14 protein-coding genes, 2 tRNA genes and 3 pseudogenes are annotated in these 25789 nt (G+C 54.2%); 8 read left to right on the top strand and 11 right to left on the bottom strand.

Annotation, left to right across the window (positions count from 1 at the left end; translation table 11 throughout):
- Positions 1 to 63 precede the first annotated feature (63 nt).
- Complete coding sequence (locus MELB17_RS18970) at positions 64 to 936, top strand: NAD(P)-dependent oxidoreductase (protein WP_007351953.1); 873 nt, start codon at positions 64 to 66, stop codon at positions 934 to 936.
- 95 nt (positions 937 to 1031) lie between these two features.
- Here the strand turns inward: MELB17_RS18970 and topA are convergent, their stop codons facing one another.
- The 3 genes from topA to fadB form a co-directional block, all read right to left on the bottom strand.
- The gene (gene topA / locus MELB17_RS18965) at positions 1032 to 3671 is read right to left on the bottom strand and encodes a type I DNA topoisomerase (RefSeq protein ID WP_007351952.1); all 2640 of its coding nucleotides are present in this window, start codon (positions 3669 to 3671) and stop codon (positions 1032 to 1034) included.
- 247 nt (positions 3672 to 3918) lie between these two features.
- On the bottom strand, positions 3919 to 5094 hold the full coding sequence (fadA, locus tag MELB17_RS18960) for an acetyl-CoA C-acyltransferase FadA (protein ID WP_007351951.1): 1176 nt from the start codon (positions 5092 to 5094) through the stop codon (positions 3919 to 3921).
- 33 nt (positions 5095 to 5127) lie between these two features.
- Positions 5128 to 7275 carry a fatty acid oxidation complex subunit alpha FadB gene (fadB, locus tag MELB17_RS18955; RefSeq protein WP_007351950.1) on the bottom strand — a complete coding sequence of 716 codons (2148 nt, stop codon included), beginning with the start codon at positions 7273 to 7275 and terminating at the stop codon, positions 5128 to 5130.
- Positions 7276 to 7667: 392 nt separating this feature from the next.
- Here fadB and MELB17_RS18950 point away from each other — a divergent pair, with 392 nt between their 5' ends.
- On the top strand, positions 7668 to 8099 hold the full coding sequence (locus tag MELB17_RS18950; protein ID WP_007351949.1) for a universal stress protein: 432 nt from the start codon (positions 7668 to 7670) through the stop codon (positions 8097 to 8099).
- Between the two features lie 70 nt (positions 8100 to 8169).
- On the opposite strand, the gene MELB17_RS18945 is transcribed toward MELB17_RS18950, so the two are convergent.
- The 5 genes and pseudogenes from MELB17_RS18945 to MELB17_RS18925 all read right to left on the bottom strand — a co-directional run bounded on the left by MELB17_RS18945 (position 8170) and on the right by MELB17_RS18925 (position 15000).
- Positions 8170 to 10098 carry an ATP-binding cassette domain-containing protein gene (locus tag MELB17_RS18945; RefSeq protein WP_007351948.1) on the bottom strand — a complete coding sequence of 643 codons (1929 nt, stop codon included), beginning with the start codon at positions 10096 to 10098 and terminating at the stop codon, positions 8170 to 8172.
- A gap of 8 nt (positions 10099 to 10106) precedes the next feature.
- Positions 10107 to 10903 (bottom strand): annotated as a pseudogene (locus MELB17_RS18940) (MOSC domain-containing protein).
- Positions 10904 to 11040: 137 nt separating this feature from the next.
- Positions 11041 to 11116 (bottom strand) — tRNA-Gly (locus MELB17_RS18935).
- A 120-nt stretch (positions 11117 to 11236) separates the two neighbouring features.
- Positions 11237 to 13882, bottom strand: coding sequence for an AAA family ATPase (locus MELB17_RS18930; protein ID WP_007351945.1), 2646 nt, complete (start codon positions 13880 to 13882; stop codon positions 11237 to 11239).
- Complete coding sequence (locus MELB17_RS18925; protein ID WP_007351944.1) at positions 13879 to 15000, bottom strand: metallophosphoesterase family protein; 1122 nt, start codon at positions 14998 to 15000, stop codon at positions 13879 to 13881. Before MELB17_RS18925 ends, MELB17_RS18930 begins: the two co-directional genes overlap by 4 nt.
- A 196-nt stretch (positions 15001 to 15196) precedes the next feature.
- Between MELB17_RS18925 and MELB17_RS18920 the strand changes: the two genes are divergently transcribed.
- Complete coding sequence (locus MELB17_RS18920) at positions 15197 to 15481, top strand: YebG family protein (RefSeq protein ID WP_007351943.1); 285 nt, start codon at positions 15197 to 15199, stop codon at positions 15479 to 15481.
- Between the two features lie 15 nt (positions 15482 to 15496).
- Here MELB17_RS18920 and MELB17_RS18915 read toward each other — a convergent pair whose 3' ends face one another.
- Positions 15497 to 18043 carry an EAL domain-containing protein gene (locus tag MELB17_RS18915; RefSeq protein WP_007351942.1) on the bottom strand — a complete coding sequence of 849 codons (2547 nt, stop codon included), beginning with the start codon at positions 18041 to 18043 and terminating at the stop codon, positions 15497 to 15499.
- Between the two features lie 59 nt (positions 18044 to 18102).
- The gene (locus MELB17_RS18910; protein ID WP_007351941.1) at positions 18103 to 18705 is read right to left on the bottom strand and encodes a DUF924 family protein; all 603 of its coding nucleotides are present in this window, start codon (positions 18703 to 18705) and stop codon (positions 18103 to 18105) included.
- 121 nt (positions 18706 to 18826) lie between these two features.
- Here MELB17_RS18910 and MELB17_RS18905 point away from each other — a divergent pair, with 121 nt between their 5' ends.
- Together MELB17_RS18905 and MELB17_RS18900 are read left to right on the top strand one after the other, a co-directional pair.
- On the top strand, positions 18827 to 19732 hold the full coding sequence (locus tag MELB17_RS18905; RefSeq protein WP_007351940.1) for a TIGR01777 family oxidoreductase: 906 nt from the start codon (positions 18827 to 18829) through the stop codon (positions 19730 to 19732).
- A gap of 87 nt (positions 19733 to 19819) precedes the next feature.
- Positions 19820 to 19895, top strand: a tRNA-Glu gene (locus MELB17_RS18900).
- Between the two features lie 166 nt (positions 19896 to 20061).
- Here MELB17_RS18900 and ccoM read toward each other — a convergent pair.
- Positions 20062 to 20172 (bottom strand): annotated as a pseudogene (ccoM, locus tag MELB17_RS26375) (cytochrome c oxidase subunit CcoM); the annotation flags it as partial.
- Positions 20173 to 20415: 243 nt separating this feature from the next.
- On the opposite strand from ccoM, the gene MELB17_RS18895 reads away from it, so the two are divergent.
- The 3 genes and pseudogenes from MELB17_RS18895 to pta form a co-directional block, all read left to right on the top strand.
- Complete coding sequence (locus tag MELB17_RS18895; RefSeq protein ID WP_007351938.1) at positions 20416 to 22827, top strand: EAL domain-containing protein; 2412 nt, start codon at positions 20416 to 20418, stop codon at positions 22825 to 22827.
- A gap of 29 nt (positions 22828 to 22856) precedes the next feature.
- Positions 22857 to 24044 (top strand): acetate/propionate family kinase, encoded by a 1188-nt coding sequence (locus tag MELB17_RS18890; protein ID WP_007351937.1) that lies wholly within the window; start codon positions 22857 to 22859, stop codon positions 24042 to 24044.
- Positions 24045 to 24080: 36 nt separating this feature from the next.
- Positions 24081 to 25789, top strand: a pseudogene (gene pta, locus MELB17_RS18885) (phosphate acetyltransferase); the annotation flags it as partial.

Genomic DNA, 25789 nt, shown 5'->3' with positions numbered 1-25789 from the left:
ATATCAGAAAAACCGCTAGTTTTAGCGGTTTTTTTGTTTTGTACCAATCCTGAGGAGCAAATCATGACAACCGTGAGCTTTATTGGTCTTGGCGTTATGGGCTATCCCATGGCCGGGCATTTGGCAGCTGCCGGCTACGATGTCCAGGTGTGGAATCGTACCAACAGCAAAAGTCAGCAGTGGGCAAAAGATTATAACGGCAAAGCCTGCGCCAGCATCGCCGAGGCGGTGCAAGGCAGCACCATCGTTCTTACCTGCGTGGGCAACGACGATGATTTACTGGCGGTGTATCAAGGCGACGCCGGCATTCTCGCCAATGCCACCCAGGGCACACTGCTGATTGACCATACCACCGCCTCGGCCACGGCTGCCGAACGCCTGGCCGAACTGGCCGCACAGCGCCAACTGGGCTTTATGGATGCGCCCGTGTCTGGCGGACAGCAAGGCGCCGAAAAGGGCCTACTGACCATCATGTGCGGCGGCAGCAGCAGCGACTTTACAACAGCAGAACCGGTGTTAAGTACCTACGCTAAAGCTCTGAATCTTATGGGGCCAGCTGGCGCGGGTCAAAAGACAAAAATGGTCAACCAGATTGCCATTGCGGGACTGGTTCAGGGGCTGTCAGAAGCCCTGCACTTTGCCGAACAGGCTGGCCTGGATGCCAGTAAAGTCGTTGAAGTCATCTCAAAAGGCGCTGCCCAATCCTGGCAAATGGAAAACCGGTCCGGCACCATGATTGCCGGTGAATTCGAACACGGCTTTGCAGTGAACTGGATGCGTAAAGATCTGGCCATCTGCCTGGAAGAGGCGCGCAAAAACGGTGCTCGTCTGCCGGTAGCGGCACTGGTAGACCAGTTCTACGGAGATGTACAGCAGATGGGTGGCGAGCGCTGGGATACGTCGTCGCTCATCACGCGTTTGCGTCTCAAAAAGTAAAGCGCCTAAGTTTAATAGCCGAACTTTTTAGTCTTTATAAACGACTATGGACGGGTTTTTACCCGCCCATAGTTTCAAGACTCAATCCGCCGCACTCATTTCTGTTTCGGCTGCCACTTGCCGCTCACGTACCAAGCCGACCAGCCAGTCGCTTTGCCGTCTTTTTCCGACATTACATACTGTTCTTTGGTTTTCCGGCTGTAACGGATCACCGACGGACTACCCTCAGGATCGCGCTCCGGTGCTTCCATCAAATAGTTGTGCTTGGGATCAATCTCGTCGCGGTGGGGTTTAATTTCCAGTACCAGCGGCGGACGGGTTTCCCGATTCTTGGGAAACTTGCTGGCTGCCAGGAACATGCCGGACGCGCCATCGCGCAACACATAGGTGTCGTCCACTTTCTGGCACTGCAACTCCGGCATCGCCACCGGATCCATCTTGGGCGGTGCAGGCTCGCCACTTTTCAGCAGCTTGCGGGTATTTTTACACTCATCATTGGTGCAGCCAAAATACTTACCGAAACGACCGGTTTTCAGCTGCATTTCGCTGCCGCACTTGTCGCAGTCCAACGTTGGGCCATCGTAACCCTTAATACGAAAACTGCCCTGTTCGACTTCATACCCGGAGCAATCCGGATTATTACCACACACGTGAAGCTTGCGGGTTTCGTCTACCAGGTAGCTGTCCATGGCCGTGCTGCACTTGGGGCAGCGGCGCTTCATCCGTAACAGGCGGCTTTCGCCCTCACCTTCCACGTCTTCTTCAGCGCTGGCCACTTCGTCACCGGTCACCAGGTTAATGGTGGTTTTACAACGTTCTTTCGGCGGTAACGAGTAACCCGAACAGCCCAGAAAAACACCGGTGCTGGCCACGCGAATTTGCATATTCCGACTACACGTAGGACACGGAACGTCTGTTTCCGTAGGCTCGTTAGGGCGCATACCGCCGTCGTCGTCATCCGCTTCAGCTACTTCCAGTTGCTGTCGGAAACGGCCATAAAAATCATTCAATACTTTTTTCCATTCCACATTGCCTTCGGCAATATGGTCCAGATCACCTTCCATCTGTGCAGTAAAGCTGTAATCCATCAGGTTACCAAAGGATTCACACAGCCTTTCAGTCACAATTTCGCCCATTTTTTCAGCGTAAAAGCGACGGTTTTGCAGGCGCACGTAACCACGGTCTTGAATGGTCGAAATAATTGAGGCGTAGGTAGAAGGCCGGCCAATACCCTGCTTTTCGAGTTCTTTAACCAGACTCGCTTCAGTGAAGCGCGGTGACGGCTTGGTGAAATGCTGGGTGGGATCGAGCTTGTCCAGACCAAGGCTCTCGCCAACACGGATGTCTGGCAGCGCTAAATCTTCGTCTTTTTTTGACGCCTGGGGCGCCACTTTCAAAAAGCCTTCAAACTTGCTGATGCGGCCACGGGTGCGCAGCTCGTAATCGCCGTTGGACACGACGATAGACGTACTGAGAAATTCGGCGTCGGCCATTTGGCAAGCAATGAACTGGCGCCAAATGATGTCGTAAAGCTTCTCGGCGTCTTTTTCGATACCGGTAATAGCGATCGCCTTACGGGTAGCTTCGGTCGGGCGAATAGCCTCGTGAGCTTCCTGAGCGCCTTGTTTGCTGCCATAGATGCGGGAGCTGTCCGGCAGGTATTCTTTACCAAAGGTCGACTCTACGTACTCGCGGCTGCTGTTAACGGCATCCTGGCTCAGGTTGGTGGAGTCGGTACGCATGTAGGTGATAAACCCGGCTTCGTACAAACGCTGGGCCAGCATCATGGTTTTCTTAACACTGAAGCCCAGGCGGTTACTGGCAGCCTGCTGCAACGTCGACGTTATGAAAGGAGCACCCGGGCGCGAACGGGTGGGTTTGTCTTCACGCTTGGCTACCGCAAACTTACCCGCTTTTAAACGCGTGACGTGGTCATTGCTCTGGGTTTCATTAACCGGGCGATAAGGTTTGTCGTTGTAGCGGGTCACTTCAAAACGCACCGGCTGCTTGGCGCTTGTGGTTGCAAGGCCTGCAAACAGCTGCCAGTACTCTTCCGGCACGAACTTGCGGATTTCCCGTTCACGTTCAACAATCAGCTTTACCGCAACCGATTGCACACGGCCGGCGGACAGACCACGGGCCAACTTGGCCCAAAGCAGCGGCGACACCATGTAACCGACTACCCGGTCCAGGAAACGCCTTGCCTGCTGGGCATGCACCATATCGGTGTCCAGCTTGCCTGGGTTTTCGAAGGCGCCCTGAATAGCGCGCTTGGTAATTTCGTTAAACACAACGCGCCGGTATTTTTCCGGCTCGCCGCCAATGGTTTGCTGAAGGTGCCAGGCAATGGCCTCACCTTCGCGGTCCAAATCCGTTGCCAGATAAATGTGGTCGGCAGACTTGGCCAGGCGTTTCAGCTCATTGACGACTTTTTCTTTGCCCGGCAAGATTTCATAGCGCGCGCTCCAGTCGTGATCCGGGTCTATACCCATGCGGGCGACCAGCTGTTCACGAGCTTTACGCTTCTTGTGCACCACCTTATCTTCAGGGCTCAATTTACGCGTGACAGCGGCCTGGCGCGCACGCTCTTTGGGGTCGCTGGTGGACCCGCTGCCGCTAACCGGAAGATCACGAATGTGCCCGACGGACGACTTAACAATGAAGTCGTCCCCCAGATACTTGTTGATGGTCTTCGCTTTCGCTGGCGACTCGACAATTACGAGACTTTTACCCATATCGGAGATCTGTATCCTTGGCGGTAAATCGGTCAGTTGTGCAGAAAACCGCAAACTCGCTGTAAAATCAGTCGGCTATAAATACAACCTTGCCGCTGACATGTATAGAATCACTGTTTTACAGGGTCAAGAATAGCAAGACAACCCATTCTTTGTTTTCCATCCGGCTTTTTTCATTCGGAGAAACAACAAGGCCCGGCGAGTTGCCGGGCCTTGTTGTTAAACGTCAGCTAGGTTCCGCAGGGAATCACAGCCGCTCCCACACCGTCGATATACCCTGGCCCAAGCCGATACACATGGTGGACACACCATATTTACCGCCGTTGGCCTGCATGATATTCAACAGCGTGGTTGAAATGCGCGCACCAGAGCAGCCTAGCGGATGGCCAAGTGCAATAGCGCCGCCGTTAAGATTCACTTTCTGATCCACGACACCCATCAGCTTGAGATCTTTCAACACCGGCAAGGACTGCCCGGAAAAGGCTTCGTTCAGCTCCCAAAAATCGATATCTTCGATTTTCAGGCCGGCACGCTTGAGCGCTTTCTTGGTCGCAGGTACCGGGCCATAGCCCATAATGGCCGGGTCAACGCCCGCTACCGCCATGCTCACAATCCGCGCTATAGGCTTCAGGCCAAGGGCTTGGGCACGCTCAGCCGACATCAACACCATCGCCGCTGCACCGTCGGTGAGCTGTGATGACGTACCGGCTGTTACTGTGCCGTTTTTCGGATCAAACGCCGGGCGCAATTGGCCCAATGACTCAACGGTAGTTTCCGGACGAATGGTTTCGTCGTGCTCAATCAGCACTTTAAAACCGTTCTCATCGTGCCCTTCTATAGGGACGATTTCGTTCTTGAAACGGCCCTCATCGGTGGCTTCCTGCGCCAGGCGATGGGAACGCGCTCCGAATTCGTCCTGTTGCTGACGGGTGATGCCGTGCATCTTGGCCAGCATTTCTGCTGTCAGGCCCATCATGTTAGAGGCTTTGGCCGTGTACTTAGACGCCGCCGGGTTGTGATCAAACCCGTCGGTCATACCAATGTGACCCATGTGCTCTACACCACCCACCACGAACATGTCACCGTTGCCGGTCATGATCGCTTGGGCCGCGGTGTGAATCGCACTCATGGCCGAACCACACAGACGGTTTACCGTCTGGGCACCGGCTTCGTGGGGTACTTTTGTCAGCAGGGAAATGTGGCGTGCTACGTTAAAGCCCTGCTCGCGGGTCTGGTTCACACAGCCCCAGATTACGTCTTCTACTTCTTTCGGATCGAGCTTGGGATTGCGCTCGAACAGTGCGTCGATCAGGGTTGCCGACAGGGTTTCTGCACGTACATTGCGGAAACAGCCGTTTTTGGCGCGGCCCATCGGAGTCCGCACGCAATCGATGACGACAACGTCTCTCGGATTAAGGCTCATAGATCTTTCTCCGTTCGAAAATCTCGTTCAGGGTTAAGCAAAGAAGGTCTGGCCGTTTTTTGCCATTTCACGCAGCTTGTCGGTAGGCTGATACAGCGGCCCAAGATCTGCGTATTTGTCAGCCAGCTCCACAAACTTGTCCACGCCAATCTGGTCGATGTAGCGCAGTGCGCCACCGCGGAACGGAGGGAAGCCAATACCGTAGATCAGGCCCATATCGGCGTCAGCCGGGCTTTCTACAATGCCGTCTTCCAGGCAACGAACGGTTTCCAGACACAGCGGGATCATCATCCGCGCGATGATTTCATCGTCTTCAAACTCTTTATCACCCTGAACAACCGGCTTCAGCAGTTTGTAGGATTCTTCGTCGACCACTTTTTGCTGCTTGCCCTTGCGGTCTAGCTCGTAGCGGTAAAAGCCCTTCTCATTTTTTTGGCCGTAACGCTTATTATCAAACATCACGTCGATGGCGGTGGTGCCTTCGTGCTTCATCCGATCAGGGAAGCCTTCAGCCATCACTTCGCCAGCGTGTTTGCCGGTGTCCATGCCGACCACATCCAGCAGATACGCCGGCCCCATGGGCCAGCCAAACTTTTCCATCACCTTATCGACTTTCTGAAAGTCGGCGCCGTCACGTACCAGTCCAATAAAGCCACCGAAGTACGGAAACAGCACCCGGTTGACCAGAAAGCCCGGGCAGTCGTTAACCACTACGGGCGTTTTACCCATGGCAGTGGCATAAGCCACGGTGGTCGCAATGGCACGATCGCTGGTTTTCTTACCGCGGATAACCTCGACCAGGGGCATCATGTGCACTGGGTTAAAGAAGTGCATGCCACAGAAGTTTTCCGGGCGTTTGAGATTCTTTGCCAACAGGTCGATAGAGATGGTCGAGGTGTTAGACGTCAGAATGGTGTCTTCACGAACCTGGCCTTCAACCTCGCGCAGAACCGTATCTTTCACTTTCGGATTCTCAACAACTGCTTCAACAACCAAGTCTACGTTCTTGAAATCGCCGTAGTTTAGCGCCGGGGTGATGCTGTTCAGCACGTCCGCCATCTGATCCGGTTTCATGCGTCCCTTGTCAATGCGCTTGAGCAGAAGCTTCTTGGCTTCTTTCAGGCCCAGGGCGATGCCTTCGGGATTGATGTCTTTCATGATGATGGGCGTGCCTTTAAGCGCAGACTGATACGCCACGCCGCCACCCATAATGCCTGCACCCAGGACCGCTGCCAGTTTTACATCGGCAGCGTCTTTGGCCCAGCGTTTCGCCTTGTGCTTGAGTTCTTGGTCATTCAGAAATAGGCCGATCAGACTTGCAGAAACGTCCGTTTTCGCCATTTTGGCGAAGCCCTTGGCTTCTACCTCAATGGCCTTGTCGCGAGTCATACCGGCGTGCTTCTGCATCACCTTGATCGCTTCAACCGGCGCCGGGTAGTTTTTCCCGGCCTTGGCACCCACAAAAGCTTTTGAAATCTCGAACGCCATCATGCTTTCCATGACATTCAGCTTTATTTTGCCTTTCTTTTCTTCACGGCGCGCCAAATTGTCGAGCTTGCCGTTGTTCACCTGGTGAATAATGCTCAGCGCAGCGTCAACCAGCTTATCCGGTTCAACAATCGCATCGACCGCACCCACCTTGAGAGCGACGTCTGCGCGATTTTCGGTCGCACCACTGATCCACTCAACCGCGTTATCTACGCCAATCAGGCGTGACAGGCGCACGGTGCCGCCAAAGCCCGGGAAGATGCCCAACTTGGTTTCCGGTAGGCCCACTTTGGCTTTTGGTGCCATAACCCGGTAATCGGTGGCGAGGCACATTTCAAAACCGCCGCCCAACGCAATACCGTTGATGGCGGTAACCGTGGGGAATGGCAGGTCTTCAATGGCACTAAAAATTTCATTGGCGCTTAAGTTGTTGGCCACCAGTTCGTCTTCCGGGCCGGAAAACAAATCTTTAAATTCGGTGATGTCTGCGCCAACAATAAAGCTGTCTTTGGAACTGGTAACAACAAGACCCTTCAGATCCGTCCGTGACGTCAGTATTTTTGTCGCATTACGGAGTTCTTCTAGGGTAAGACGGTTGAATTTGTTGACAGACTCGCCTTGCAAGTCAAAGTTCAACTGGGCGATTCCGCCTTCGATCTCTTTAACCGTGATGGCTTTACCTTCGTAAATCATCAACTGATCTCCAGTCTGTGATTGAAACTGTTTTGTGCGCCGGTGTGCTTGCACATTCACTTGCAAGATCCCGACTGCAGGTGCAGCGAACCTTTAACCACTGCGGCCGCTGCCCGATCTTCAATTCAAATTCATACAGCCGTTTGAATATCGAGACCACACGATGAGAAAAAACCGTCCGTTTGTCAATTTCTTTCTTAATGCGACCCATCGCAGGCAACTTCAATCGTTACTGCGCAGGCATACTCTGAACAAAACATGGCAAGGCTTCAATGCAGCCAAGAGCTCTGCTAAAAAAACCTAACATAGCCTAGCCCCTTTTCCGCCGGGCTTAACCATACTATCCTATAATCAAGAGTTCTTACATTCGCAACACACGGAGTAATAAAGCCATGTCTGTTTACAAGAGGTTGCTGGTTGCCATTGATTTAACTGAAGAAGCGCCACAAGTCCTGGACAAAGCAAAAGAGATGGCTACTAGCCAAGGCGCTGAACTTATCCTGGCACACGTGGTAGAGCCTGTGGGCTACGCCTATGGTGGCGATATTCCGATGGATTTGACCGAATTACAGGACCAGCTAGACAAGGCTGCCCGCGAGCAGCTGACCAAGTACGGTGAAGAATACGGCATTGCTAAGGAAAATCAGGTGGTGACCGTTGGCCGCCCTGAGTCTGAAGTACACCGCTTGGTCAAAGAACACGCCATTGACCTGGTGGTTGTGGGCAGTCATGGCCGTAAAGGCTTTCAGTTGTTGCTTGGCTCTACCGCAAACGGAGTGCTGCACGGCACTGAGTGCGATGTGCTGGCCGTTCGTATTTTTTAGGACTGACCGTGATTAGCTGATTGCTTGCCGGCGAAACTCCGGCAAGCAATCAGCTAGAAAATGGCCGGACTCATTTCCCGGTCATTTCCTCCAGTTCCATCCAACGCTCCATTGCGGTCTCCAACTCTGCTCCCACCGCCGTCAGCCGGGCCAGAGTTTCATCAACTTTGTTCGCAGAATTAGCGTAGAAGTCCGCTGAACCGATGGAGCCCTGCAGCTGCTCTTGCTCTTGCTCCAGGCGCTCAATGGTTTTCGGCAGCTGCTCCAGCTCCAGTTTCAACTTATAACTGATTTTTGCCGCTGTCGGCTTGGTCCCGGATTGCGCAGCTGGCTTACTCTTGCTCTTACTTTCCGGCTTTTGCTGCTTGTCGCGCTGCCTGTCGGGCCGGCTGCCGGTTTTTTCGGCTGGAAATTGGCCGCCCTGGCGGCGCCAGTCGGTATAGCCCCCAACAAACTCGTGCACCTGGCCAGTACCGTCCAGAAACAGCGTTTCGGTGACCACGTTGTCGAGGAATTCCCTATCGTGGCTAATCACAATCACCGTGCCGCGAAACTCCGACAGCTGCTCTTCCAACAGCTCCAGAGTTTCAACATCCAGATCGTTGGTGGGCTCGTCCAGCACCAGCACGTTGGCGGGCTTGCTGAACAGCTTGGCAAGCAGTAAGCGGGCGCGTTCGCCACCGGAGAACACACTGACAGGCGACCGTGCCCGCTCCGGGGTAAACAGGAAGTCCTGCAGATACCCCATAACATGTTTGCTCTGGCCATTAATATCAATAAATTCGCGGCCTTCCGACAGATTATCAATCGCATTTCGAGTTAAATCGAGTTCGCCTCGCAGCTGGTCAAAATAGGCCACTTCCAGGTTTGTACCGCGTCGAATGCTGCCTTCAGTGGCTTCCAGGTCGCCCAGCAGCAGGCGCACCAACGTGGTTTTGCCGGTGCCGTTTTCACCCACCAGGCCAATTTTGTCACCGCGCAGAATGGTCAGGTTCATGTCACGAATAACCGCGGGATGGCCCGGATAAGCAAAACCAGCGCCCAGGGCTTCGGCCACCAGCTTGCCGGAGCGAGCAGCGTCTTCCACCGCAAAAGTGGCCGTGCCACCGCGCACCCGGCGCTGGCGATGCTCTTCACGCATCGCTTTAAGTGCCCTCACCCGGCCCATATTGCGAGTACGGCGAGCTTTGATGCCCTGGCGAATCCAGGTTTCTTCCTGCTTCAGGCGCTTATCAAACAGGGCTGCGTGACGCTCCTCTTCTTCCAGGGCTTTTTCTTTCAAATCCAGATATCGATCGTAACTGGCGGCAAAGCTGACCAGCTGACCGCGATCCAGCTCCACCACCCGGGTGGCCATTCGGCGAATAAACGCACGGTCGTGGCTCACAAACAGGATGGCACCACGGAACTGGGTGAGAGCGTCTTCCAGCCAGGCAATAGCGGGCACGTCCAGGTGGTTGGTAGGCTCATCAAGCAGCAGAATGTCCGGCTCGGCCACCAGCGACCGCGCCAGCAGAACCCGGCGCTGCCAGCCACCCGACAGAGTATCCAGCGTACGATCGGGATCTACGCCGTACTGCGCCAGCATGCTGGTGACTTTTTGGTCCAGGCGCCAGCCGTCCAAAGCCTCCAGACGCTCCTGCACCTTCATCATTTGATTCAGGCTCTTTTCGTCTGTCTGTTGGGTCAGGTGGTGGAATTCAATGAGCAGTGCGCCGGTTTCAGGAAAAGCGCCAGCAACCACATCGTAGGCGGTGCGGGTATCGCCAGAGGGCAAATTCTGTGGCAACACCGCCAGCACCGCGCCGTCTTCCAGGCGGACGATGCCGCCGTCTGGCGTTACTTCATCGTTGACGATTTTCAGCAGGGTAGACTTACCCTCGCCGTTGCGGCCCAACAGGCACACCCGCTCACCGGCCTCCATCACCAATGAGGCATTATCCAACAGCGGCTGCATTCCAAACGACAGGGAAACCCCGTCCAGCGTTAACAAAGGCACGTAGTTTATTACTCCGATTGATTCACGATAACGCAGTCACCCACGCTCAGCCAGCAAGGCGAGTCGTGAATCGCGTTCATTCCAAACATGATGCCGTCAGCGGTGCGGCGATAAGTCGCAAGCGTCCGCAATGGCTGGACCGAGGCGGCTTTTTCCCCGGTATCTGGATTAACAGTGGTCATTACACAGCGGGAACAGGGGTCAAGCACCCGGTAACTGCCCTCGCCTATGGTAACGGCTGCCAGTTGTCTTCCGACCAGGCAGCGGCGCCATCAACCACGATATTGGGGCGAAAATGACGCATATCCACCGAAACCGCCAAGCGTTCATTCAGCTCCACCAGTGACGCCGTATTGGTAACCAGCAACGGATAGCCATCAGCAAAACTCACACGCCGGCGTTCTGTTGCCAGATTGGTCTGCACTTGGCGAAAACTGCTATAAGGCATGAATACGAAGCGCAAAGACAGCCCACAAAAGCGACTGACGGCACCATTGGCCGCATCACAACCCACCTGGCCCTGAACCCAATCGCGCCATACTCGCACAGACAGGTTCTCACCACTGGCTTGCAGCGCAATAAGCGGTTGCCCTGGTAGGGTAATAGAAACCCCGCCATCGGCACCCAGCGAAGGCTGAACCAATGCCAGCTGTGGCACTGTACGCTGGGTTACAAACTGACATTCGTCGTCAACCAGCATCCAGCGCCGGTCGCCGGCCGGGCCAAATTGGTCCAGCTCAAAAGAGTCCACGGCAATACCCGCAAGGGATTTGACCGGATACAGAAACAGCGAATGCACGCGCATGAAAGTCTCCGGGCCGACAGCATGAAAGAAGACGCAAGAGTATAGCCGAGCGCTAACGCTATTACCCTTGTGTTTGCCCCTGTGGTTAAAACGAACATAAAAAAACCCGGTCTTTTACAAGACCGGGTTTTCAAATTTGGAGCGGGAAACGAGATTCGAACTCGCGACCTCAACCTTGGCAAGGTTGCGCTCTACCAACTGAGCTATTCCCGCTGATGTTGTCGTAAGTTGTTGCCTGACAACGGATCCGCATTATACGGATGTTTTATCCGGGGTCAACAGCCGTACGCGAAATTTTTCAACATAATCATCAGGACCCCCGCGTTTGGATCGTTAAAGCACTGCCCTGGCCTTTAGCCCTTCCAGATTAATTGTCTCTGAACCCATGTCCTGCCAGTTATCTGGGTGGCAGGTAAACAACAAGATTTGATGGCGCTGCGCCGCGTCAAACAGAATTCGTTTCATGCTGTCCAAGCGACCGCTATCGCTGTGTACCAGCGAGTCATCCAGAATGATTAACGTCGGCTTGCCGGCTTCTTTCAATAAATCGGCGTAGGCCAAACGGCTAATAAGCCCCATCTGCTCTCGGGCGCCAAAACTGAGTTCGGCCATCTGACCGGTTTCCCCGTTGCGGGTGAAACGGCCCGGGAGCAATTGGCTGTCTACCTCCAGCTGAGCGTCGGGAAACAACACCGTAACGTAATGATTCAGGTGCCTTTGTAAAGGCGCTTGCAAGCGCTGAGTCAACGCCTGGCGCTTTTCCGTTAATAGCTCGAGCAGCAACTGCAGCGCTTCTGCCCGGCGCTGCAGTTGCTGACAACGGCGCCGGTTTTGCTCCAGTTCGGCCTGGCAACGACCACGCTGCCCCTCCAGACCTTCGGCACCCCAGATCTCCAATCGTGCCCGCAGCTCCTTCAACTCAAGCTCGCGCCCTCGCTGAGCCTGCTCAAGCTGATCCGCGCTGGCTCCCAGGCGCTGAATATCCTGCTGCACTAATTCCGGCCGCGCCGCGGCGATTTGCGCCAGCATCTGCGTCAAACGCTCCTGTTGCCGCGCCTGCTCCTGCTCAACTGCGGTCAAATCGCTATCTAACTGCATCACTTCCTGCTGGCGTTGCTCGCTGTTCAGACTGGTGCGCAACGTGCGCCACTCGTGATCGGCGTTCTGGTAACGATGGGATGCGGCCAAAAGCGCTTTTTCGTGTTCGCTGGAGCGTTTCTCTGCTGCTGATAACCGATTTTCAGCTTTACTGCGCAGATCTTGCGCCTGAGCCTGAGCCGGCAAGCCTTGAGCCAATGTCGTAGCGGGTGCCAAAGCCTCCTTTTCTGCGTAGTTACGCTCAAGCTCCGCGTTCAAGGCCTGATAGTCGCTGTCCAGACTGGCCAAACCCCCGGGCACCAACGACTGCAATAATTCCAGCAATCGATACACGTCCGCTTGCGCACGCTCCTGAGCGACCAGCGTTTGTTCTGCCGCCGCCAGGTCTGCAACACCCAGTGTCAGTAACTGCTCACCCAAGCCCAACTGCAACTGTTCCAGCTGACGCTGACAGCGGGCCAAATCATCGCCACCCGGGGTAATTGTAAACTCGCCAACACCCGCAATTCGCAGGCGCGTGCTGCTCAGTAACAATTGCTCGCCCTGATGCGGCAACGTATCCTGACCCAACTCGATCTGTTGGCCAGCCTCCAGTTGCCATTCAATTCGCGTGGCAATTGCCTGGGAACGCAGGCGTGTATCGTCCAGCTGGCGTTGAGTTGTGCGCAACTGATCGACGGCGGCTATGCTGATTTGATGCCGTGCCGTCAGCTTACGGCTCTCGCCCAGGGCCTGCTGTAACTCTACCGCCCGTGATTTGCGCTCAGACAACTGCTGCAACTGCGTTTTTGCTCTGACACTGCTGTGCTCCAGTCGCTGCCGAGTTTCCAACAGCCCGGCCTGACGCTCTACCTCCAGCGCATCGCGATACTGGCTCTGGCACTGTTCTAAAGCAGCATGCAAACCGGCTGCGGACGCTTGTACGTCATTTAGTGCCTGCTGCGCCGTGTTGTGCTCTTGCTCGCGCTGCAGCAACTGTTTGCCATCTGCCTGTACCTGCTGTTTGTTGCGCTGTAACAGTGCCGCTCGTTGTTGTACCGAGATCAAAGCCTGGTTCAACGTTTGCTGCTGGCCCTGTAACGACTCAATATGTCGGTAACACTCTTGGGCCTCAGCAAGAGCCTGACGCACCTTTATCCAGGGTTGCTCACGGTCAATCTTGTGAAATTCCCGCGCCACCTTGGCGAGCCGGTCTACCTGATTTTGATACTGATCTATGCGGCCTTCTAACACGTCAAGCTCTTGCTGCCCGGGCAGCTCGTCGGCCAGCAATTGCTTGTATTCACCCCTGGGTGCGCCACCTGCGGTCAACAGTTCGCCAAGCTGCTGGCGTACGGTGTGAATCAACCCATCACCACCCTCACTGACAACTTCCGATACCAGGCTGTTCAGCGCCGATTGCAAATGATCACCCGCATGCACAACGGCCTGTTCAATATTCTGCCCACTGCCCTGTTCTACCCAGAGTAGCCCCGGGATACCCCAGTGCTCTTCTTTACTCGCGCCTTTTTTGGGGAACTGATAACCCAACAGCTGCGCCAGCTTTTCTTCTGCCTCCTCACCACTATAAGTGGTGCCCTGTATCGACAGGTCACAGCGTTTACGCTGCAGAAAGCTCTTGTTCAACTGCCAGTTCTGACCATTATGATGAAACACCAATTCGATGGTGGGTGCTGCCGATGAATCACCCCAAGGCCGCAAATCTTCGGCCGACTTGGAGCGATGGCGCTCAAAAAATGCCGCCCGGATTGCCCGCACCAGCGTGCTTTTACCTGCCTCATTTGGCCCGGAAATAACATTAATACCGTTACTCAACCCATTCAATAAAAACGGTTTTTTAAACTGTTTAAACTGTTCCACCCGCACACTTTCAAGTTTCATTGATGCTTCTCCTTGCGGGCTTCAAGTAACAGGTTAGCGAGTATGGCCAGGGCATCGCGGGCAGTCTGCGCTTCGGCACCACTCTGCCGGGTTTGCAGCTGTTCAAGCACATCACCAACGTAGCCGCTGGCCTGCAATCCTGCCAGATCTTCCTCCGTGGGCGCCAGCAACAAACGGGAGCGATCATAGGTAACGCTGCGATAACGAGCCTCAGCGCGGGACAAAGCATCCGCCAGACGCTGCTCACCCGCCAGGGTGATGCTACCTTCCAGCTTAAGATCCAAAACGGAACTTTCCGGTAGCTCGTCAAGACGCTTCAGCAACTCATCAATATCGGTCTCTACCACCAACTTTTCTTGCCATTGATGCCAGTGATAGCGTGCCGTTTCGAGTGCTTCCACCTCAGGCAGAGCGCCAGGTTCGGACACGGTCACCAACAGTGCAAAACCCGGCTGATTATTACGGAAGCGCTCAGGCTCCGGGGTACCGCTGTACCAGGTTCTCTCATTGATCTGTTTCAGGCCGTGCCAATCACCCAACGCCAAGTAATCCAGCGCGGCGCTTGTGCTGCGATCGGCCGCAATCGGATTGGTGGCGTCAATGTCTTCCGCCAACACACCTTGCACACTGCCGTGGGCCAGGCCCACCCGCAGCCATTGCGGCGGGGTGCTGATTGAATCAAAGGGCGCGGTCAAATCATCGTAGGTGTGGCGCTGGGTCAAAGGCGCCGCCAATACCGCAATTTTCTGCTGTGGTAACTCTATAACGCCGCTTTGTAGTGCAAGGTGCACGTTGTTTGGCACCGCGTTGATTCGCCGGGCGCGGGTCCACACGCTTTCGGCCAGCGCTGCGTCGTGGTTGCCCGGCAGCATTACCCAAGGCCCTTTAAAACCCGAGGTCGCATTAAATGTGCGGCGGATGCAGCGGTCAGATACGGCTTGCGCATCAAAAACGTCGCCGGCCACCAACACGGCATCGCAGTTATGCTCCACCGCCAGTTGCGCCAGGCGTTCGATAGCGCCATAGCGCGCATCAGCCAGTGCACTGCTGTTATCGGTATCAAAACGATTGAAGTAGCGCCCTATTTGCCAGTCGGCGGTATGAAGGAACCTTGGCATAGTGATGGCCTGATTGGTGAAATTAAAGGCGAAACATTAACACCAATATACCGTCTGGCGCAGCCTGTGCCACTAGAACTGTATATATAAACAGTGCTAAGCTGCTACACTTACTGATCGCTGCATTCGCCTTGGTCAGGTTTTTTTCATTTTAAAACAGTCGATACCGGTTTAAACACCCGGCAAGGAGACATATATGGGCGTACAAACGCTTTACTTCAGCGACCGTGATGGCAAGGAGAAAGCAATGGCTGATCCCAACAATCTGCTGTTCACTTCTAAAAAAGAAGCAGATGAACGCGATAAAATGCTGGAGTTTTCTGACGAATTGCGGGTATTTCTGGAGCGCAGGGTAGAAGGCATCGGCGAGCAGATGGCTGAGCAATGTGCGCTGGTACTGGCGCAAGAACGGGAGCTGCTGGCGCGGGCGCTGAAAAAACCCGAGCTGCTAAACCAGACGGCAGCCACCCCCGACCAGTAAGGTAATTTTAGCGAATCAGTATTCCAGCCCCAGAGCAAACTGGCCCAACGGCACGGGTCTGGAATACAAAAACCCCTGCAGCAAATCGCAATCACTGGCCGCCAGGTAGTTTTGCTGCTCAACCGTTTCTATGCCCTCGGCCACGACCAACAGGCCAAGATGGTGCGCCATGGTAATCACCCCTTGTACAATCGCGGCACTGCCCCGATCGGTTGTGACATCGATGATAAAGCTGCGGTCCAGCTTTACCTTGGTAATGGGTAGCTGGCGCAAGTAGCTCAGGCTGGAAAAGCCGGTACCAAAATCATCAATAGCCACCTGAACTCCCAGGTCACGAAGACTCTCGAGCATGGAGATCGCCTTATCGATACCGGAAAGCAGCACGCCCTCCGTCACTTCCAGCTCCAGCAATTCCGGCGGTAACCCGCTGGCTTCAAGCACGGCGAGCACGTCATCGATGAACTCTGGCCGACGAAACTGTAAGGGCGAAATATTGACCGCAATCGACACCGCTTGGCCCGTTTGGCGCCAGCGCTGAGCCATATCCATGCATGCCTGATGCAATACCCAGCGGCCGATAGCAACGATTTGGCCGGTCTGTTCCGCCAACGAAATAAAGGCCCCGGGCAGCAACAGTCCGCGAGCCGGATGATTCCAACGCACCAATGCTTCCGCGCTGCGCAAACGGCCGGTTTTAGCTTCCACCAGAGGCTGGTAATACACCACAAACTGCCGGGCTTCGATGGCTTCCATCAATTCACACCGCATAATCACCTGTTCGGTGCCGGCGGTAGAAGCTGCACCATGGTTCCAACAAAAGGTATTGCCGCCCTGGCGTTTGGCTTCGCGCACTGCCAGAGCGGCGTTGTCCAAGAGTTCTTTTGGCTGCTCAACTGAACCGTCATCTGACGCAATGCCAATACTGGCGCTGATACTCAAGCGCTGGCCTTTTATGTCATAGGCTTCCGCAAGGCAAGTCAACATTTGGCTGGCAAGCATCTTCACTTCAGCCTCAGCTTGCAAGGCCGGCCGCATGATAACAAATTCGTCTGCTGCCAAACGGGTGAGCACATCATCATTGGCTAACAAATTGCGCAGGCGATCGGCGACTACCGCCAACAACAAATCCCCCACTTGGCGGCCAAGACTTTCGTTCAGCGACTTGAAATCGTCAAGGTCGACATACAACAGCACCATGTCGCTGGTCTTGCCGCGCGCACGGACAAATACCTGACTGAGGTGCGCCTCAAACAGCCGATGGTTTGGCAATCCGGTAACAGGGTCGTGGCGAGCCTGATAGTCAAGAAGCTCTTCACTTTTCAGTTGACGCGTAACGTCCTGCTGGGCCGCAATGTAGTGAGTGCACTCTCCACGGCCATCGTAGACCGGAGTTATTGTCAGTTTTTTCCAGAAGGTGGAACCATTTTTCCGGTAGGACAGAAGCGTAATTTCACACTCTTCCTGATGCTCCAACGCTGACCGAATCAAGCGCAACGCTTCCGGCGCAGTGCCTTTTCCAAAGAGCACCAAATAACCCTTCCCGATAGCTTCCTTGGGCTGATAGCCTGACATTTCAGTGAATGCCGGGTTCACATAAACCATTGGATAGTCCTGCACGCTCGCGTCTAGCATCACAACGCCGTTCGGACTTGCCTCAATGCCGCGTTCAAGCAACCGCATACGATCTTCAGCTTTTTTACGTTCGCTGATGTCCCGGGCGATGCCATAACCGCCCCTAACGTCGCCATCAACGACGATAGGCAGGTTAATGACGTCTACAAATATGGCTTCGCCCGACGCGTTCAAACCAGCGATTTCGTAACTATGGGACTCACCTCCAGCCATCAAAATCAACGCTTCATTAGCGACGTCGTAAAACTCGGGTAACAACACCTTGCTGAAATGCTCTCCGACCAATTGATCGCGACCATAACCGGAGATGACTTCCGCTGCCGGATTACAGTCCACAAAGCGGCCATCAAGGCCAATCTCAAAGACACAATCAGGGTGCTGGCTGAACAGAGACCGGTAACGCTGCTCACTCGACACTCTGCGATCCCTTTCCGCATGGTGCTCTATCGCAAGGGCGGCAAGGCCGGCCGCTTTGCGGATAAGGGTGATTTCGGACAATTCTGGCGATTTACAGTGTCGGTAATAGGTGGCGAAGGTTCCCAGTAGTTCACCAGAGGGGGAAATGATCGGTGCTGACCAGCAGGCTGCGATTTTCTCCGACTTCACCAGGTCGATAAAACTTACCCAGCGGCTATCGGTTAATAGGTCTTCACACACCACAATCTCGCGAAGATAGGCGGCAGCTCCGCAAGAACCCACCTCCGGACCAATTGGTATGTCGCGCATTGCTTGCTGATAGTTCTGGCTAAAAGCATCACCGGCGACCAAGCTCAGCGTTCGATTCTGCGCCGAATAGAGCATCACCGACACCATGGCATCGGGAAACTGCTCTTCAACCATTGTACTTATCGCCGACAAAATGACATTGAGCGGGCTTCGACGCCCGATCAGATCATAAATAAATTGCGCAGTGGTGATTGCCTGGTGCATAGCGTTCCTATTGAGGAAAGTCCGTTACTTACAAAGCCGGTAATACCAACGTTATAAACTTACTGGCCAAAACGTTTTCCATTGAGCAAATAGTCGCTCTCTTCCTTTGTGTTGGTTCGCCCCAATGCTTTATTGCGATGCGGAAAACGACGGAAGCGCGTGATTATTGCCTGGTGTTCACGGGCTGATTGCAAAAAACTGCCCATAAACTCCTTCAACAAGCCGCTGGTGGATGCTGTAAGCTGTTCATAACACTCTATCGCAAGTGACTGATCTTCTAACCGTTCGGAGTGTTGCAAGGGCATATAAAAAAATCCCCGCTGAATGGCCGGTAACGACACGTCAAAACCTTTGCTCATACCCTGCTTACATAACTTTCGAGCCAGAATATCCTGCTCAAATGCCAAAGCACCGCCGCGAAAAATGTTGCGCGAAAACTGGTCAAGCAACAGAATTTCAGCGAGCACGCCGCCAGCCTTTTTCTGCCAGTGGTCAAGACCCTGCTCTGAGGCAAACAATACCAACGACAAAAAACGCCTACGGATTTCCTGATCGAACTTTCGGTTACTCAGAAACCAGCGATTACTATGAACCGGGTCAGGCAGCCCATTTTTGTCTAACTCACCAAACCAGAAATCCAGAATGTCTTTCCAATCGAACATTCAACATTACCCTGTTAAGGTTGTTGCCATAGTAATTGTCTATGCGACAGTGTACCCGGTAAACAAGGCAACAGACACCCTTCACCACTAAGGGGCCTTCTATGCAAGGAATGGAAACATCATGAGCAGACACATATTGCTGACCGGTGGCACCGGTTTTATCGGACGGATTCTATGCCGCGAATTACTCGCAAACGGAGACCAAATTACGGTTTTGAGCCGACAGAGTGCAGCAGATGTGCGCGCTATATGCGGTCGAGTTGAGGCGCTGCCGGATTTGGCCAAATTGCGGGGCCATAAAGGCTTTGATGCCATTATCAACCTGGCAGGCGAAGGCATTGCTGATAAGCGCTGGAGCGAGACGCGCAAACAAGCAATTCGCGACAGCCGTATTGAACTTACGCAACAGCTGGTTAATGTGGCAAAAACCTGGCTCCAACCGCCGCAGGTTATGGTGTCTGGATCCGCTGTTGGTTTTTACGGCGCCCAGGGTAGCCTTGAAGTAACCGAGGCGACGCCTCCACATAACGAATTCACCCATCGCCTCTGCAGTGACTGGGAACAAACCGCTATGGAGCTCGCTGATGTGGGTGTGCGCGTTTGCCTGTCGCGAACCGGAATCGTGGTGGGCCCCAACGGCGGCTTTTTACAACGCATGATTCTGCCATTCAAACTCGGTGTCGGTGGCAAGCTTGGCAGTGGCGAGCAGTACATGCCTTGGGTGCACCGACAGGATGTTGTAGGGGCTTTGCTGTGGATGTTGACTACCGAGACCGCATCGGGGGCATACAACGTTGTTAGTCCGTCTCCGGTGACCAATGCAACATTTACAAAAACCTTGGGTAGTGTGCTCCATCGCCCTACGATTTTGCCGGCACCCGCCGTGGCCTTAAAGCTGGCGTTGGGCGAAATGTCCGGACTGCTGCTGACCGGGCAGCGCGCAATTCCCGCCAGACTTCAGGCTGAGGGTTTCGAATTCCGTTTTACGGATCTGGAGCCTGCACTAAAGGATGCGATCGCAAACTGAATAATAGCGGCAGAAAGTGTTGACACGGGCAAGGTCGCCTCATACTATATGCGCCACCTCAATGAGGCAAGTAGTTGAATATGTTGCGTCCCCTTCGTCTAGTGGCCCAGGACTCCGCCCTTTCACGGCGGCAACAGGGGTTCGAACCCCCTAGGGGACGCCAATTCGTTCTTCCTATTTTGCCTTGTTCTGGAATATAAAAAATCTCCGCAAACTGCCTAAGTTTCCGGAGATTTTTTATACAACTCGTCTTAATTTTCTCTTGTCAGGTCTCGCGACCTTAATCAAACTGGCTTGTCGGCCTTCTTCCCCTCGACTTTGATAACGTCAGGACCATGGGCTTTTTGATCGCGCATAATAAAGACGCCAAACCCTACAAAGAATGCCACCATCAGCAGCACAGTTACGATTCCAGCGATAACAACAGTGTCCAGATACATGGCAAATCTCCTAAATTCTCGTGTTTCGATCTGAATTCAGGTTACGACTTGCCGCATACCCCCGTGTTGATCTACATCAAGCCCTACAGCGGCTTAAAAAAATAAGCCGTTGCATGTTGATCCCACATGCATTTTTCTTCCCTCTAACCCCGACCAAGGCAAGACAACGCGAAACTTTGGCTGCTATAGTCCATTACAACCTTTCGCTAGATTCTGGCCACTTGCGAGCAACCGATCCCTGATATGACAACATTTTTTAGGCGCCTGAACCTGCTTCGTCAGCGCTCGCTGCTGTCTTTGCGTTTACTGGCCTGGGTCTTGATATTCAGCCTGGCATTTACATTCATCTCTTCTGCCATTCAACTTTACTCGGACTACCGCAAAGAGCTTACGCAAATCACAGCACGCATGCAGGCCGTTGAATCCAGCGACAGCTCAGGACTGGCGCGAAGCCTGTGGGCACTCGATCAGAAGCTTTTGCAAATTCAGCTGGAAGGCATTCTCAGCCTCCCGGACATTGTCCACTTACGGCTTGCGATTGAGCCCAGTTCTGAATTGGTGATTGGTGAAATCCCCCGCGACGTCGCCACCATTGTTCACAGCTTTGAGCTGGTTCATGTTGAGGGCGACGAGTTCAAGCTAGGGCGACTTACCATTACCGCTGACCTTGCGCGGGTAAATCAAGACATGAAAAGGCGGGTGGGCATTATTCTCGCCACTCAATTTTTACAAACGCTGTTTATTTCCATTCTTATTATCTGGATTTTCCGGTTTTTTGTTACCCGACATCTGACCACTATGGCGGATTACGCCAGGGAATTTTCAATTCATAATCTGAAGCGCCCGCTAACGCTGAATCGACCTGATACGCCCAGCCGACGTCAAGACGAATTGGGCCAGGTAACCGACGCGATTAACCAAATGCGCGAGCGCCTGAATCAGGACATCGCCCGCCAAGAGCAAGATGCTCTGGAAATCCAGAAATTTTCTCAGGCCATTGAGCAAAGCCCGTCATCCGTCATCATTTGCGACCGTCAATGGCACATTGAATTTGTTAATCAAAAATTCAGCCAACTAACAGGCCACAGTGCCCTCTCCATCATCGGCAAACACCCAGGGTCACTGGGCAGCGATAACTCGGATAATCGGGAGGCCGAAAAACTGTGGAAGTCCATTCGCCTGCAGGTGCAGCGAGTGGGTGTCTGGCAGGGCGAAGTGACCAGCGCCCGGCGCAACGGCGAGCGCTTCTGGGAGCAGCTAATCGTAACGCCCATCAAGGACGCAAAAGCAGATACCACCGGATTTCTCATTCTGGGTGAAGACATCAGTATTCGGAAACGCTATGAGCGCCAGCTACTGCGCCAGGCAAATTACGATATCCTGACCGGACTGCCAAATCGCATGTTGGCACTCGACCGCCTAAAGCTCGCGCTGGCGCAAGCCCGGCGCGAAAGCACCGAAGTTGGAGTGATGTTTCTTGACCTCGACAACTTCAAGCATGTTAACGATACCCTCGGCCACGATGCCGGTGACACCCTGCTGATCGAAGCCGCCAGACGCATTTCCAGCTGCCTGCGGGGCAGCAGCACAGTCGCCCGCCTGGGCGGCGATGAATTTTTGGTTATTCTGCCGGGGCTGCAAAGCGCCGAGGTGTCGTCTCAAGTAGCCGAACGCATACTCAAAACTTTTTCAATGCCTTATCAGTTAAACAGTCACGAGGTATACGTCACCACCAGCATCGGTATTGCGGCGTTCCCAGCAGATTCTGACAACAGCGGCGAGCTGATGCAGCACGCCGATGCGGCTATGTACCAAGCCAAACGAAAAGGCAAAAGCGACTACGTGCACTTTTCGCCAGAGATGAGCGAAATATCCCACGAACGCCTTCAGCTTGAATCCCGCCTACGGCGCGCTCTGCAACAAGAAGAATTCGAGTTATTTTACCAACCCATTGTAAGCACCTCTAACGGCAACCTGCTGGCAGCAGAGGCCTTACTGCGCTGGAACAATCCGGAAATTGGCCAGGTCATGCCCGACCGCTTCATTCCGCTGGCCGAAGAGACCGGGCTTATAACGGCTATTGGTGAATGGGTCATTCAGCAGGCCTGCCAAAATGCCGTGACTTGGAAAAACCAACTGGGTCGCGATATTGGAATTTCGGTGAACGTTTCACCTCGACAGTTCCGCGCCGCAGGCTTTGTTACCTCTGTGATGGACGCATTGTCTACCAGCGGCCTGGCGGCCGAGTTTCTGGAACTGGAAATTACCGAGCGCCTCATTCTGGACAACTCGATTGAAACCGCCCAGATTTTACAGGAGCTTGACGAGCACGGCGTGCGCCTGTCTGTAGACGACTTTGGCACCGGCTATTCCGCCCTCAGTTACTTGAAAAGCTTCCCGTTTGACACACTCAAAATTGATAAATCGTTTGTACAAGACATTCTGAAAGACCCGGATGACGCAGTTCTTGTCAGTGCAATCATCAATATGGCACACAGCATGGGGCTCAGACTGATTGCAGAAGGCGTTGAAGAGGAAGAACAGGTCCAATTTCTGCAAAAGGCAGGTTGCGATTGCGCCCAAGGCTACTTTTACAGTCGACCACTACCCGCTATTGAATTCAGTCAGTGGTTGGATTCGTACACAAGCCATTAAAGAATCTGAAAAACTGGAAATCCAGAATTATGGAAAACACATTATTAGTGGTGAACTGCGGTAGCTCCTCGCTAAAAATTGCGCTTTTTGACAAAGATCGACAAAAGATTGCCTCGATGCTGGCAGGACGACTGAACACTCCCAATGCCCGCTTTCGCATTGGAAAGCAACGCGACGTCACCAGGCTGCCTCCCAACACCACGCACAAGGAAGCCCTGGCCGTACTGATGGATACAGCGCAGAAAAAGGGCCTGATGCCGAAACAACCGGCGGCTATTGGCCACAGGATTGTTCATGGTGGTGAAACCTTTCGCGAAGCGGTACTGATCGACGACGAAGTGCTGGTCGCTATAAAGGCCTGTAATTTGCTAGCTCCACTGCACAACCCGGTTAACGTTGAAGGCATTATGGCAACCCGCGAGCTGTTTCCGTTGGTGCCTCAGGTGGCGGTGTTTGATACAGCTTTCCACCAGACCCTGCCGGAACACGCATTCCATTACGCGCTGCCACAGAACTACTACCGTGACTGGGGCGTTCGCCGCTACGGCTTCCACGGCACCAGCCACGCTTACATGCTGCAACAGGCAGCTCTCCGCCTGGAGCAATCCACCGCTGAGACCTCCATTATTTCCGCGCATCTGGGCAACGGCTGCAGCATTACCGCCATACGCGATGGCAAAAGCGTTGATACCAGCATGGGCCTGACACCTCTGGAGGGGCTGGTAATGGGTACCCGAAGTGGGGACGTAGATCCCGGACTGTTTGATTACTTGCAGAGCAAAGGCGTGAGCGCCGAGCAACTGCACAACGAACTCAACCACAGCAGCGGTCTTCTGGGGCTGTCAGGGCAAACCAACGACATGCGCACCCTGAGCGACCTGGCGGACCAAGGTGATCCGTCAGCGCAACTGGCCATTGATGTGTTCTGCTTCCGTCTGGCCAAATATGTCGCAGCCATGATGGTATCGCTGAACCGGCTTGACGCCCTGGTGTTCACCGGTGGCATTGGCCAAAACAGCGCCCGTGTACGCCAGCAGACCGTCAATCAGCTGGGGCTGCTTGGCTTCGCCATTGATCAGCAAAATAATGATGATAATGGCCTCAATCGTGATGGCCGAATTGACTGTAAAGAGTCGCGATTCCCAATACTGGTGATTGCTACCGACGAAGAAAGGGTCATCGCTGGCGAAGCAGCACGCCTGGCTGAACTCAACTAACCGATTTGTACAACGCTAGCGGCGGAATTTTTAACTATGGCAAAAAGTCTTTTTATTGCACCAACCTCCACAGATTCAGGCCTGACGTCTGTGTGCCTGGGCCTGTTGCGAGCACTGGAGCAGGTCGGTGTCAGCGTTGGTTTTTATAAGCCGTTTTGCCAGGTGGTGCACCAAGCCGATGCAACCCACAATAAAGGCAAAGACTCTTCCGTCGAGTTTGTGCGCTCCCACAGCCATCTTAAACCGCCGACACCGATTACCCTGAAAGAAGCACAGCACGCGCTCAATCACAACAAATCTGACTTGTTGCTTGAGCGTGTGGTGGGCGAGTACCAAAAAGTGGCGTGCACGGTCGACGTGGTGATTATAGAGGGCCTGGAACCCGATCAGGATGGCACCTACATTACCCGCCTGAACGCCGAGGTCGCGCGGAACCTGGGTTCTGAAATCATTTTGCTAACGTCACCCAAAGGCTGTAACCCCATCGAGCTAGACGAACAACTTGGTTTTTCTGCACGACTGTTTTCGGGGCAGAATGAAGCCGACGTTTTGGGCGTCATTCTTAACAAAATCGGTGCGCCAAAAGAACGTAAAATACCCGGTATGACAACCCTCACCGCGATACCGCCTGAAGATTACCGCAACAAATGCAACGTATTTAGTAGCGGGCAGTATCGGTTGTTAGCCGAAATACCTTGGGAACCGAGCCTGTTGGCACCAAGGGTTTCAGACATAGCGCGCGAACTGAAGGTAGACGTGCTGCACGAGGGCCAGATGCAGACCCGCAGGGTGCACCGTGTTTCTGTTTGCGCACGCACCATCAGCAATATGACCGAAATCCTCAAGTCTGGCACCCTTTTGGTGACTCCCGGAGACCGCGAAGATATCGTTGTGGCTGCCGCCGTAGCGGCCCTGAATGGCGTGCCCATGGCCGGGATTCTGCTCACTGGCGGTCTACTACCAGACCAAAGAGTCATCGAATTGTGTCGCCGGGCCATGGAAACCGGCATGCCGGTTCTTAGCACCACCACCAACACCTACGAAACTGCTCACATGCTGGCCGGCCTGTCGAGGTCTATCCCTATCGACGACCCGGAGCGGATCGACACTGCCATGAACCTTATCGCGCCGCGTATCGATACCGACTGGCTACAGGAACACCTTAAGGTGCCGCGCCAGACCCGTATGTCGCCACCGGCGTTTCGCCACCAGCTTTCTGAGCGCGCCCGTGCCGCCAACAAGCGCATTGTTTTACCGGAAGGCCACGAGCCGCGCACAGTGCAGGCAGCGATCATCTGCCATCAGCGCCAGCTTGCGCGCTGCGCGCTGATCGGCAGTGCCGCCGAGATACGCGCCGTAGCGGCTTCTCTGGGCATGGAGTTACCACCCGATCTGGAAATTATCGAGCCGTCTGAGGTGCGCAAGCGCTACGTGGCGCCTATGGTGGAATTGCGAAAACACAAAGGCACTTCAGCCGAAATGGCGGAAAGCATGCTCGAAGACAATGTGGTTTTAGGCACCATGATGGTCGCGTTGGACGAAGCCGACGGTCTGGTGTCGGGTGCTATCCACACCACCGCCAACACCGTGCGCCCTGCCCTACAGCTGATCAAGACCCACAACAACGCCAAAGTGGTGTCGTCGGTATTTTTCATGCTGTTACCGCAGCAGTTGTGGTTTACGGAGACTGCGCCATAAATCCGGACCCCAACCCGGAGCAGCTGGCAGACATTGCCATCCAGAGC

The sequence above is a fragment of the Marinobacter sp. ELB17 genome (assembly GCF_000169375.1).
Taxonomy (GTDB): Bacteria; Pseudomonadota; Gammaproteobacteria; order Pseudomonadales; family Oleiphilaceae; genus Marinobacter.
This window is presented reverse-complemented; position numbering and strand designations above follow the sequence as displayed.